Annotated in this window: 11 protein-coding genes; all 11 read right to left on the reverse strand. The window is 70.7% G+C overall.

The genetic code is table 11. The features are described 5' to 3' along the window. Position 1: 1 nt before the first annotated feature. The 11 genes from nuoH to V5O40_RS22925 all read right to left on the reverse strand — a co-directional run bounded on the left by nuoH (position 2) and on the right by V5O40_RS22925 (position 11859). On the reverse strand, positions 2-1348 hold the full coding sequence (gene nuoH, locus V5O40_RS22875) for an NADH-quinone oxidoreductase subunit NuoH (protein WP_332907360.1): 1347 nt from the start codon (positions 1346-1348) through the stop codon (positions 2-4). Beyond that, positions 1345-3840, reverse strand: a complete 2496-nt coding sequence (locus V5O40_RS22880) for an NADH-quinone oxidoreductase subunit G (RefSeq protein ID WP_332907361.1) — start codon at positions 3838-3840, stop codon at positions 1345-1347. The genes nuoH and V5O40_RS22880 overlap by 4 nt, the downstream gene beginning before the upstream one ends. Beyond that, on the reverse strand, positions 3840-5156 hold the full coding sequence (nuoF, locus tag V5O40_RS22885) for an NADH-quinone oxidoreductase subunit NuoF (protein ID WP_164446495.1): 1317 nt from the start codon (positions 5154-5156) through the stop codon (positions 3840-3842). The genes V5O40_RS22880 and nuoF overlap by 1 nt, the downstream gene beginning before the upstream one ends. Then, complete coding sequence (gene nuoE, locus V5O40_RS22890; protein ID WP_332907362.1) at positions 5153-6193, reverse strand: NADH-quinone oxidoreductase subunit NuoE; 1041 nt, start codon at positions 6191-6193, stop codon at positions 5153-5155. Before nuoE ends, nuoF begins: the two co-directional genes overlap by 4 nt. After that, on the reverse strand, positions 6190-7515 hold the full coding sequence (locus V5O40_RS22895) for an NADH-quinone oxidoreductase subunit D (RefSeq protein ID WP_332907363.1): 1326 nt from the start codon (positions 7513-7515) through the stop codon (positions 6190-6192). Before V5O40_RS22895 ends, nuoE begins: the two co-directional genes overlap by 4 nt. Further along, entirely contained in the window at positions 7512-8243 is a 732-nt protein-coding gene (locus V5O40_RS22900; RefSeq protein ID WP_332907364.1) for an NADH-quinone oxidoreductase subunit C, read from the reverse strand. The genes V5O40_RS22895 and V5O40_RS22900 overlap by 4 nt, the downstream gene beginning before the upstream one ends. Further along, entirely contained in the window at positions 8240-8917 is a 678-nt protein-coding gene (locus V5O40_RS22905) for a NuoB/complex I 20 kDa subunit family protein (RefSeq protein WP_119578786.1), read from the reverse strand. The genes V5O40_RS22900 and V5O40_RS22905 overlap by 4 nt, the downstream gene beginning before the upstream one ends. Before the next feature lie 13 nt (positions 8918-8930). Further along, positions 8931-9296 (reverse strand): NADH-quinone oxidoreductase subunit A, encoded by a 366-nt coding sequence (locus V5O40_RS22910; protein ID WP_093404019.1) that lies wholly within the window; start codon positions 9294-9296, stop codon positions 8931-8933. A 109-nt stretch (positions 9297-9405) separates the two neighbouring features. Beyond that, on the reverse strand, positions 9406-10680 hold the full coding sequence (locus V5O40_RS22915) for a geranylgeranyl reductase family protein (protein ID WP_332907365.1): 1275 nt from the start codon (positions 10678-10680) through the stop codon (positions 9406-9408). A 130-nt stretch (positions 10681-10810) separates the two neighbouring features. Beyond that, entirely contained in the window at positions 10811-11020 is a 210-nt protein-coding gene (locus V5O40_RS22920; protein WP_332907366.1) for a hypothetical protein, read from the reverse strand. A 128-nt stretch (positions 11021-11148) separates the two neighbouring features. Then, on the reverse strand, positions 11149-11859 hold the full coding sequence (locus V5O40_RS22925; RefSeq protein WP_332907367.1) for a demethylmenaquinone methyltransferase: 711 nt from the start codon (positions 11857-11859) through the stop codon (positions 11149-11151). Between the last annotated feature and the right edge of the window lie 148 nt (positions 11860-12007).

Genomic DNA, 12007 nt, shown 5'->3' on the forward strand with positions numbered 1-12007 from the left:
GTCACACCTCCTCAGAGTCCTGGCCGGCGGGGGCGTTGGCCGGCTCCCGCTCGGCGACCATGCGCCGGGTACGCGGGCTCGGTGGTACCTGCAGATCCAGCGGGGGCAGCGGGAAGCTGCCCGGCGGCCGGTTGTCGACCTGCTCGGCGAGGGTCGGCTTCGGTGCCGCCTTGCGGCTCGGCCAGAACAGCGCGGCGAGCAGCACGATGCCGGCCGGGATGCCGATGGCGTACAGCCGGCTCTGGGTGTCCCAGTCGTCGATGGTGCGCAGGCCGGCGAGGACCACGATCCAGACCAGGCTGATCGGGATGAGCACCTTCCAGCCGAAGCGCATCAGCTGGTCGTACCGCAGCCGGGGCAGCGTGCCGCGCAGCCAGACGAAGACGAAGACCAGCAGGATGACCTTGCCGAAGAACCAGAGCAGCGGCCACCATCCGGAGTTCGCCCCCGACCACTCGGTGATCGGCCACGGCGCGTGCCAGCCGCCGAGGAAGAGCGTCACGGTGAAGGCCGACATGGTCACCATCGCGACGTACTCGCTGAGCATGATCAGCGCGAACTTGAGCGAGCTGTACTCGGTCATGAAGCCGGCCACCAGCTCCGACTCCGCCTCCGGCAGGTCGAACGGCGGCCGGTTGGTCTCGCCGACGATGGAGATGAAGAAGACGATGAAGCTGGGGAAGAGCAGCAGCGCGTACCAGCCCGGCGTCGGGATGTCGGCGCCGAACAGGGTCAGCCGGGTTCCGTTGCCCTGGGCTGCCACGATCTCACTGGTGGACATCGTGCCGGCGAGCATGAACACCGCCACGATGGACAGCCCCAGCGCCACCTCGTACGAGATCAGCTGGGCGGCGGACCGCAACCCGCCGAGCAGCGGGTAGGTCGAGCCGGACGCCCAGCCGGCGAGCACGATGCCGTAGACCGCCATCGACGAGAGGGCGAGCACCACCAGCACCGCGACCGGCACGTCGGTGACCTGCAACGGCGTCTGGTGACCGAAGATGCTCACCATCGGGCCGAACGGGATCACCGACAGCGCGGTGACCGCACAGATCACCGAGATGGCCGGGGCGAAGAAGTAGATGACCTTGTCGGCCGACTTCGGGAGGATGTCCTCCTTGAAGGCCATCTTCAAGCCGTCGGCGAGGGTCTGCAGCAGACCGAACGGACCGAGCTGGTTGGGGCCGGGGCGTACGGCCATCCGCCCCACCACCCGCCGCTCGAACCAGACGCCGAGCAGCGTGCCGAGCAGGGCCACGACGAAGGCAAAGACGATCTTGCCGATGATCAGCCACCACGGGTCGTGGCCGAAGTCGCTCAACGACGGCGCCTGCGCCAGCGGGTTCATGCGACACCCCCGGAGGAGTTGAGGATCGGACCCGGCCGGCCCGCGGCATCGGCGGCGACCGGCTCGGTGGTGCCGGGTGCGGAGATCCGGACCACCGCGCCGGAGGTCGCGCCCAGGCTGCGCCGCACGGTCGAACCGGGCGAGTTGGTGGGTAGCCAGACCACCCCGTCCGGCATCTCGGTGATCGCCGCCGGCAGAGTCAGCGCACCCCGGTCGGTGCCCACCGTGACCGGGTCGCCGTCGGCGATGCCGAGCGCCTCCGCGCTGCCCTTGCCGAGGCGGACCACCGGCGGGCGGGCGGTGCCACCCAGGTGCTCGTCGCCGTCGGTGAGGCTGCCCAGGTCGATCAGCTGGTGCCAGGTCGCCAGCACCGCCTCGCCAGCACCCGGCTGCGGCACCGGCCCCGGCTGCACCGTGGGAGCGTCCGGGCGGCTCACCCGGGTCACCGGCAGGCCGCCCAGCTCACGCCGGACGGTCAGCACGTCCCCGGTGCCCAGCCGCACGTCCAGCTGCGCGGCGAGCGCGTCGAGCACCCGCCCGTCGGTCATCGCGGCGGTGTCCAGCACCGCGTCGAACGGGCGCAGCCGGCCCTCCCAGTCCAGGAAGCTGCCGGCCTTCTCCACCACCGGTGCGACCGGGAGGACGACGTTCGCCCGACGGGTGACGGCGCTGGCCCGCAACTCCAGGCTGACCAGGAACGGCACCGCGTCCAGGGCCTGCTCGGCCAGGCGCGGGTCGGCCAGGTCCGCCGGATCCACGCCGGCCACCACCAGGGCACCGAGCTGACCCGCCGCGGCGGCGGCGAGGATGCCGTCGGTGTCCCGGCCGGCCTGACTCGGGATCACCCCGGCCGGGATGTCCCAGGCCTCACCCAGCTCGGCACGGGCGGCCGGCTCGGTGACCAGGCGACCGCCGGGCAGCAGGTTGGGCAGGCAGCCGGTGTCGACCGCGCCACGGTCACCCGCGCGCCGCGGCACCCAGGCCAGCTTCGCCCCGGTCCGCGCGGCCACCTCGGCGGCGGCGGACAGGCCCCCCGGTACGGTGGCCAGCCGCTCGCCGACGATCAGGATCGCCCCTTCGGCGCTGAGCGCCTCGGCGACCGTGGCGTGCTCGGCGAGCACCCCGGCCTCCTCACCCGGCACCACCCGGGCCAGCTTGGCGCCGAGCTTCTCCAGGCCACGGGTGGCGAACGGGGCGATCGCGTACACCTTCAGCTTGTTCTTCAGGTACGCCTTGCGCAGCCGCAGGAAGAGGATCGGGCACTCCTCCTCCGGCTCCAGGCCCACCAGCACCACCGCCGGTGCGTTCTCGACGTCTGTGTAGGTGACGTCGGTGCTGCCGGCGACCGTACTGGCCAGGAAGTCGGCCTCCTCGCGGGAGACCGGGCGGGCCCGGAAGTCGATGTCGTTGGTGTGCAGTGCGACCCGGGCGAACTTCGCGTACGCGTACGCGTCCTCCACGGTCAGCCGACCACCGGTGAGCACGCCGGCGCCCTGGCCGGTGTCCCGGGCGGCCCGCAGCCCCTCGGCGGCCACGCTGAGCGCCTCGCTCCAGGACGCCTCCCGCAGCTCGCCGGTGTGCTCGTCGCGTACCAACGGGGTGGTGAGCCGGTCGACGGCGCGGGCGTACTGGAAGCCCCACCGCCCCTTGTCGCAGTTCCACTCCTCGTTGACCTGCGGGTCGTCCCCGGCCAGCCGGCGCTGCACCTTGCCGCGGCGCCAGTCGGTGCGCTGGGCGCAGCCCGCCGAGCAGTGCTCGCAGACGCTCGGGCTGGAGACCAGGTCGAACGGCCGGGCGCGGAAGCGGTACTGGGTGCCGGTGAGCGCGCCGACCGGGCAGATCTGCACGGTGTTGCCCGAGAAGTACGAGTTGAACGGGACGTCGCCGTCCTCGCCCTCGGTCCCGTAGTCCTCGTCCCGGTAGATGTTGATTTCCTCGGCGGAGGAGCGGTTCATCAGGTCGATGAACTTGTCGCCCGCGATCTCCTCCGAGAACCGGGTGCACCGCTGGCAGAGCACGCACCGCTCCCGGTCGAGCAGCACCTGGGTGCTGATCGGCAGCGGCTTCGGGTACTCCCGCTTGTGCTCGTGGAACCGCGAGTCGGTGCGGCCGGTCGACATCGCCTGGTTCTGCAGCGGGCACTCGCCGCCCTTGTCGCACATCGGGCAGTCGAGCGGGTGGTTGACCAGCAGCAGCTCCATGATCCCCTCCTGCGCCTTCTTGGCGACCGGAGAGGTGAGCTGGGTACGGACCACCATGCCGTCGGCGACGGTCTGGGTGCAGGAGGCGACGGGTTTACGCTGCCCCTCCACCTCCACCAGGCACTGCCGGCAGGCGCCGGCCGGGGCCAGCAGCGGGTGGTCGCAGAAGCGGGGGATCTCGGTGCCCATCTGCTCGGCGACCCGGATCAGCAGCGCTCCCTTGGGGGCGGTGACCTCGACGCCGTCGATGGTGAGGGTGACCGTCTCGGTCGGCTTGGCTACGTCCGTCATTAGTGGGCTCCCACCAACTGCTTGTCGGACAACTTCGGCGCGGTCCGTCCCTCGATGTAGTCGAGGTAGTCCTGCTTGAAGTACTTCAGCGACGAGGTCACCGGGCTGGTGGCGCCGTCACCCAGACCGCAGAACGAGCGGCCGAGGATGTTGTCGCAGGTGTCGAGCAGGGTGTCCAGGTCGTCCTGGGTGCCCTGGCCGGCCAGGATGCGCCGGTAGACCCGGACCATCCAGTAGTTGCCCTCCCGGCACGGGGTGCACTTGCCGCACGACTCGTGGTGGTAGAACTCCAGCCACCGGTAGGTCGCGTAGACCGGGCAGTCCTGGTCGGAGAAGATCTGCGTGGCCGTGGTGCCGAGGATCGAGCCGGCGGCGGCCACCCCCTCGAAGTCCAGCGGCACGTCCAGGTGCTCGGCGGTGAGCAGCGGGGTGGACGATCCGCCCGGGGTCCAGAACTTCAGGTTGTGACCCGGCTGCATCCCGCCGGCCAGCTCGATCAGCTCGCGCAGCGTGATGCCGAGGCCGCACTCGTACTGGCCGGGGTTGGCGATCCGGCCGGAGAGCGAGTAGATCATCGGGCCGGCGGACTTCTCCGTGCCCATCGACTTCCACCAGTCCGCGCCGCCCAGCACGATGTACGGCACGCTGGCGATGGTGCCGACGTTGTTGACCACGGTGGGGCTGGCGTACAGCCCATGGGTGGCCGGGAACGGCGGGCGCAGCCGGGGCTGCCCCCGGAAGCCCTCCAGGGAGTCCAGCAGCGCCGTCTCCTCACCGCAGATGTACGCGCCGGCACCCGAGTGGACCACCAGGTCCAGGTCGAAGCCCGAGCCGAGGATGTCCCGCCCCAGGTAACCCTTGGCGTACGCCTCGTTCACCGCGTTACGCAGCCGGCGGGCGGCGTGCACGGCCTCGCCGCGGATGTAGATGTAGGCCCGGTTGGCCCGGATCGCGTACGAGGCGATGATGACGCCCTCGACGAGCGAGTGCGGGTCGTGGGTCATCAGCGGCAGGTCCTTGCAGGTGCCGGGCTCGCCCTCGTCGGCGTTCACCACGAGATAGTGCGGCTTGCCGTCGCCCTGCGGAATGAAGCCCCACTTGAGACCGGTGGGGAAGCCGGCGCCGCCGCGACCGCGCAGCCCTGAGTCCTTCACCAGCTGGATCAGGTCGTCCGGGTGCGCCTTGATCGCCTTGCGCAGCGCCGCGTAGCCGTCCAGCTTCTCGTAGGTGTCGATCCGCCAGGCGTCCGGAGACAGCCAGCGCTTGGTGAGCACGGGCGTCAACTTGGCCAGGGTCTGCGGCGCGGGCGTGGTCACTTCTGAGCCCCCTTGTCGTGCGCGGAATCCCGGCCACCGCCGTTGGATTCCGCTTCCCTGAGGTTGCGCTCCTGCGCGCCGGTGTCGTCACCGGCCGGCTTGCCGTCGCCCGCCGGCTTGTTGGCCGCCGCCCCCGCGGCCTCGGCGGCCCGGGCGTCGCCCGCCGCGGGCGGCTGCCCGTCGACGGGGGCCTTGGTCCCGGGCGCGTCCGGGACGGCGGTCTTCGCGTCCGGCTGCCGGGTCTCGGCGGTACGCACCTGCGGCGACTTGCGGTCCGGCGCCGGAACGTCGGGTGCGGTGCTGCCGGTCGGTGCGGCCTTCGCCGGGGTGGCCGGTGCCGGCTTGTCGCCCGCCTTGCCGCTGCGGATCGGGGTGTTCGGGTCGAAGCCCGGTGCCGAGATGCCGTGCTGCTGGGCCAGTCGCAGACCGCGCAGCGTCGGCTCGCCCGGCACCCCGTCGGCGACGGCACCCTCCCGCTCGTCGGCGAAGCCGGCGAGTTGGACCGCCATCTCCTTCAGGGTGCAGAGTCGGGCACCACGGCTCGGCGTGGGCCGGCCACCGGCCCGCAGCTCGTCGACCACCCCGACCGCGGTCTGCGGGTCGACGCCGTCGAAGAAGTCGTAGTTGACGGTCATCACCGGGCCGTAGTCGCAGGCGGCCAGGCACTCGGCGTGCTCCAGGGTGATCTGGCCGTCGGCGGTGGTCTCGTCGTGCCCGACACCCAGGTGCTCGACCAGGGTGTCGTAGACCTCCTGGCCACCGAGCACGTTGCACATGGTGTTGGTGCAGACGCTGACCAGCCAGTCGCCGGTCGGCCGGCGCTTGTACATGGTGTAGAAGCTGGCCACCGCACCGACCTGGGCCTTGTTGAGGCCGAGCACCTCGGCGCAGAACGCCACGCCGGCCGGGGAGACGTAGCCCTCCTCGGCCTGCACCAGGTGCAGCAGCGGCAGCAGGGCCGAGCGGGACCGGTCCGCCGGGTAGCGGGCGATGATCTCCCGCGCCCTGGTCCGCGTCTCGTCAGTGAAGACAGTCACCGGTCACAACCTCCCATGACGGGGTCCAGCGAGGCGCCGCCGGCGATCACGTCGGCGATCAGGCCACCCTCGGCCATCGCCGGCAGGGCCTGGAGGTTGACGAAACTCGGCTCCCGGTAGTGCACCCGGTACGGCCGGGTCCCGCCGTCGGAGACCGCGTGCACGCCCAGCTCGCCGCGCGGCGACTCGACCGCGACGTACACCTGACCCGGCGGCACCCGGAAGCCCTCCGTCACCAGCTTGAAGTGGTGGATCAGGGACTCCATCGACTGGCCCATGATCTTCGCGACGTGCTCCAGCGAGTTGCCCATGCCGTCGACGCCGATGGCCAGCTGCGCCGGCCAGGCGATCTTCTTGTCGGCCACCATCACCGGCCCGGGCTTGAGCCGGTCCAGCGCCTGCTCGACAAGCTTCAACGACTCGCGGATCTCGGCCAGCCGGACCAGGTAACGGCCCCAGACGTCGCCGTCGGGGTGGGTCGGCACGTCGAACTCGTACGTCTCGTAGCCGCAGTACGGCATGGTCTTGCGCAGGTCCCACGCTAGGCCGGCGGAACGGAGCACCGGGCCGGTGACGCCGAGCGCCAGGCAGCCGGTCACGTCGAGCACCGCCACGTTCTGCGTCCGCTCCAGCCAGATCGGCTGGCCGGAGAGCAGGTTCTCGTACTCCTTGAGGCGCTTCGGCATGAGCGTGAGGAAGTCGCGGATCTTGACGATCGCCTCGTCCGGCACGTCCTGGGCGACACCGCCCGGGCGGACGTACGCGTGGTTCATCCGCAGCCCGGTGATCAGCTCGAAGATCTCCAGGATGTACTCGCGCTCCCGGAAGCCGTAGAGCATCATGTTGATCGCGCCGAGCTCCATCGCCGTGGTGGCCACCCAGACCAGGTGCGAGGAGATCCGGTTCAGCTCCATCATGAGCACCCGGATGGTGGTGGCCCGCTCGGTGATCTGCTCCTCGATGCCGAGCAGCTTCTCGACGGCCAGCGAGTACGCCGTCTCGTTGAAGATCGGCGAGAGGTAGTCCATCCGGGTCACGAAGGTCGAACCCTGGACCCAGTTGCGGTACTCCAGGTTCTTCTCGATGCCGGTGTGCAGGTAGCCGACGACCGAGCGGGCCTCCCGGACCGTCTCGCCCTCCAGCTCCAGGATCAGCCGGAGCACGCCGTGCGTGGACGGGTGCTGCGGACCCATGTTGACGACGATGCGACCCTCGTTGATCGGGTCGACCCCCGACACCACGTCGTCCCAGTCCCCGCCGGTGACGTTGAAGACGCGACCCTCGGTGGTCTCGCGTTCGGTGGCGTAGTTGGACGCGGTCATTGGTAAGACCTCCGCTTGTCGGGCGGCGGGATCTCGGCGCCCTTGTACTCCACGGGCACGCCGCCGAGGGGGTAGTCCTTGCGCTGCGGGTGACCCTCCCAGTCGTCCGGCATGAGGATCCGGGTCAGCGCCGGGTGGCCGTCGAAGATGACGCCGAACATGTCGTACGTCTCCCGCTCCTGCCAGTCGGCGGTCGGGTAGACCGCGGTGACGCTGGGCAGGTGTGGTTCCTCGGCGCTGACGGCGGCCTCCAGCCGGACCCGCCGCCGGTACGTCATCGAGGTGAGCTGGTAGACGACGTGCAGTCGGCGGGCGTCGGCACCCAGGTAGTCCACGCCGGACACCGACGAGCACAGCTCGAAGCGCAGCGCCGGATCGTCCCGCATCACCTGGCAGACCTCGGCGATCCGCTCGGGGCGGATGTGCAGGGTCAGCTCGCCCCGGTCGACCACCACCTTCTCGATCGCCTCGCCGAACGCCGGGTACGCCTCCTCCAGCGCGTCCCGGACCTCGTCGAAGTAGCCGCCGTACGGCCGCGGTGAATCCTCGACCGTGCGGTGCTGCCGGACCAGTCCGCCGAATCCGGAGACGTCGCCACTGCCCTGGTTGCCGAACATGCCCCGGCCGGCCGGCGCGGCCGGCGGGAACTCGGCCGGTGCGCCACTCGTCGCTCCGGCCGGCGTCACCGGGACCGGCACGCCGCCGGTGCTGGGCTTGTCGTCAGTCACTTGATCCCCCGGTACGGCTGGAGGTGGTTCTGGGCCTTCATCCAGTTCTCGATCCGCAGCTGCTCCTCGCGGCCCTCGCGGACGGCCTTCGTCCACTCGGCCCGCCGGGCCTTGTCGCTGCGGTACGACGACGGCATCGAGCCGTACGGCACCACCGGCACGTCACCGCGTGCCTCGCGGGCGGCGAGCATCTTGCGACCGTTCGGGCCGAGTGGCTCGTGGCCGATCTTCTCGCGCAGCTTGAGGATCGCGTCGATCAGCATCTCCGGCCGGGGCGGGCAGCCCGGCAGGTACATGTCGACCGGTACGACGTGGTCGACGCCCTGCACGATGGCGTAGTTGTTGAACATGCCGCCGCTGCTGGCGCAGACGCCCATGGAGAGCACCCAGCGGGGCTCGGCCATCTGGTCGTAGATCTGGCGCAGCACCGGGGCCATCTTCTGGCTCACCCGGCCGGCGACGATCATCAGGTCCGCCTGCCGGGGCGAGGCCCGGAAGACCTCCATGCCCCAGCGGCCCATGTCGTAGTGCGGACCACCGGCGGCCATCATCTCGATCGCGCAGCAGGCCAGGCCGAACGTGGCGCCCCAGACCGACGACTTGCGCGACCAGTTGACCAGCTTCTCCACCGAGGTGAGCAGGACGCCGGCGGGGAGTTTCTCCTCGATACCCATAGCGGTTCCTCCCTCAGTCCCAGTCCAGGCCGCCGCGTCGCCACTCGTAGGCGTACGCGACGAAGACGGCACCGATGAACACCAACATGGCGACGAACCCGAAGACCGGCAGGATGTCGAAGGAGACAGCCCACGGGTACAGGAAGATCATCTCCACGTCGAAGACGATGAAGAGCATCGCCGTCAGGTAGAACTTGACCGGAAACCGGCTACCGCCGATCGGCTGCGGGCTAGGCTCGATCCCACACTCGTAGGCTTCCAGCTTGGCCTTGTTGTAGCGGTGGGGGCCGGCGAACCGGGCGGCGGCTATCGAGAACAGCGCGAAACCCGCGGCGAGGGCGAACAGCCCGATGATGGGTACGTAAGGCGAGAGCGACATTTCTTCTCCTGCTCGTCCTTCCCTGCCCTCGGTGGTTGGCGAAATTCACACTATTCACATCCCACCTCCCGCCCTTCGGCGGGGGTGGACCTTGCCTGCTCCGCGCCCCCTACACGGCGGGCGCGACCCGGGTCATCGCATTGATCACCCGGTCCATCGCGTCACCGCCACGCGGGTCGGTGAGGTTGGCCAGCAGCTTGAGCACGAAGCGCATCAGCGTGGGATGGGGCATGCCGTGCTTGGTGGCCACCCGCATGATCTCCGGCCGACCGATCAACTTCACGAAGATCCCGCCCAGCCGGTAGTAGCCGCCGAACCGGGTCTTCAGCTCCTGCGGGTACGCCATCAGGGCCCGCTCCCGCTCCGCGCCGGCCGGCCGGGCCAGCGCCTGGACCGCGACCTCCGCGGCCAGTTCGCCAGACTCCATCGCGTACGCGATGCCCTCGCCGTTGAACGGGTTGACCATGCCGCCGGAGTCGCCGACGAGCATGACCCCCCGGGTGTAGTGCGGCACCCGGTTGAAGCCCATCGGCAGGGCGGCGCCGAGGATCGAACCCTCGGCGTTGGCCTCGTCGGCCATCCCCCACTCCGGCGGAGTGTTGGCCAGCCAGTCGGTGAGCAGCCGCCGGTAGTTCGTCTTGCCGAAGGCCGAGGACGAGTTGAGGATGCCCAGCCCCACGTTGACCCGGCCGTCACCGAGACCGAAGATCCAGCCGTACCCGGGCAGCAGTTCGTTCGTGCCCTTGGCCCGCAGTTCCAGCCAGGACTCCAGGTAGTCGTCGTCGTGACGGGCCGCGGAGCGGTAGTAGCGCCGGACGGCGACACCGATCGGGCGGTCCTCCCGCTTGGCCAGCCCGAGGGCGAGCGGGAAGCGGCCCGAGACGCCGTCCGCGGCCACCACCAGCGGCGCGTGGAAGGTGACGGGTGCCTTGTCCGGCCCGTCCTCGCCCTGCACCCCGATCACCCGGCCGTCGCCGTCGAGCACCGGGCCGATGACGTTCACGCTGGTCCGCAGCTTGGCTCCGGCCGACACCGCGCGCTGGGCGAGCAGGTCGTCGAAGTCGAGTCGGGTGCGCACCAGGCCGTAGTTCGGGAAGCTGGCCAGATCCGGCCAGTCCAGCTCCAGCCGGACACCGCCGCCGATCACCCGCAGGCCACGGTTGTGCAGCCAGCCGGCCTCCGGTGAGGTGTCCACCCCCATCCGGATCAACTGCCGGGTCGCGCGCGGGGTCAGCCCGTCGCCGCAGACCTTCTCCCGGGGGAACTCGGTCTTCTCCAGCAGCAGCACGCGTACGCCGTGCCGAGCCAGGTGGTACGCGGTCGCCGAACCACCGGGACCGGCGCCCACGACGATCACGTCGGCGTCGTTCTCCACCGCGGTCATTAGCGCCTCCTCCCCGCCCTGCTCGTGAAATGCTTCACAAGCCAGCGGGGTCGAGTCTATGACCGGCGCCGTACGCTCGCCTTGTTAGGTTGGCCTAACCTGCTGGAAACGATCTGGGGGTCGCAACCCCTCAGGGCCGGGCCGGGCCGGCGCCGTCCAGGCCGGCCCGAATGGTTTCCGGCAACTGCTCGCGCAGGGTGCCACCGGCGGCCCGGTCCAGGGCCGCGAGCACCTCGGTCACCACCTGGCGGACGTCGGCAGGATCCGCGCCGGCCAGACCCCTGAGCTGTTCGACCAGCTCCGCGGCATCGCCGATGGCCAGGTTCTTCGGATCCGTCATGCCGGTCAGCCTAAGCGGCAAAGCCGACATAATTGCCTTATTCCCCTAAATGACAGTGTTGCTGCCGCGTCGACCCGGGCCGGGAACCGGGCTCAGCTCCACCGATGGCGGCGCGGCGAGCACCCGGCTCACGTCCGCACCGCGCGGTGCAGCGCCACCACGCCACCGGTCAGGTTGCGCCACGCCACCCGACCCCAGCCCGCGGCGGCCACCCGCGCCGCCAGCGCCGACTGGTCCGGCCAGGCCCGGATCGACTCGGCGAGATAGACGTACGCGTCGGGGTTGCTGGCGACCGTCCGGGCCACGGCCGGCAGCGAGCGCATCAGGTACGACAGGTAGATGGTGCGGAACGCGGGATTGACCGGGGTGCTGAACTCGCAGATCACCAGCCGGCCCCCCGGACGGGTCACCCGGGCCAGCTCAGCCAGGGCGGCGTCGGTGTCGTTGACGTTGCGCAACGCGAAGGAGATCGTCACCGCGTCGAAGCTGGCGTCGGCGAAGGGCAGCCGCAGGGCGTCCCCGGCCAGCAACGGCACCTGCGGACGGGTGCGCTTGCCGGCGTGCAGCATGCCGAGGGACAGGTCGGCACCGACCGCGTACGCCCCGGAGTGGGCGAGTTCCTCGGTGGAGACACCGGTGCCCGCGCCGACGTCCAGCACCCGGTCGCCCGGTCGCAGTTCGAGCGCCGCCCGGGTGGCCCGCCGCCAGAACCGGTCCTGGCCGAAGGAGAGGACGGTGTTGGTCAGGTCGTAACGGGCCGCGACACCGTCGAACATCGCGGCGACCTCGTGCGGCTGCTTGTCCAGGCTGGCGCGCTGGCCCTGCGGGGTACGGCTCACCCCTCCACTCTGCCAGCCCGGCGGGCGACGGCCCGGACAGGGTCGAGGCGACACAGTGAGGGCGGGGTGGTCACCCATCCCGCCCTCCCAGCCGTGCGGTGTGTGAACGGCCCGCGCGGGCCGGTAGAGGGCCGACCACAGGGGTTCG

It is taken from the genome of Micromonospora palythoicola (assembly GCF_036689795.1).
GTDB lineage: Bacteria > Actinomycetota > Actinomycetes > Mycobacteriales > Micromonosporaceae > Micromonospora > Micromonospora palythoicola.

Excerpts from the sequence above, each read along its gene's own strand:
- nuoH (WP_332907360.1), bottom strand. The coding sequence starts at position 1,348 with ATGAACCCGCTGGCGCAGGCGCCGTCGTTGAGCGACTTCGGCCACGAC.
- V5O40_RS22880 (WP_332907361.1), bottom strand. The coding sequence starts at position 3,840 with ATGACGGACGTAGCCAAGCCGACCGAGACGGTCACCCTCACCATCGAC.
- V5O40_RS22895 (WP_332907363.1), bottom strand. The coding sequence starts at position 7,515 with ATGACCGCGTCCAACTACGCCACCGAACGCGAGACCACCGAGGGTCGC.
- V5O40_RS22905 (WP_119578786.1), bottom strand. The coding sequence starts at position 8,917 with ATGGGTATCGAGGAGAAACTCCCCGCCGGCGTCCTGCTCACCTCGGTG.
- V5O40_RS22910 (WP_093404019.1), bottom strand. The coding sequence starts at position 9,296 with ATGTCGCTCTCGCCTTACGTACCCATCATCGGGCTGTTCGCCCTCGCC.
- V5O40_RS22915 (WP_332907365.1), bottom strand. The coding sequence starts at position 10,680 with ATGACCGCGGTGGAGAACGACGCCGACGTGATCGTCGTGGGCGCCGGT.
- V5O40_RS22920 (WP_332907366.1), bottom strand. The coding sequence starts at position 11,020 with ATGACGGATCCGAAGAACCTGGCCATCGGCGATGCCGCGGAGCTGGTC.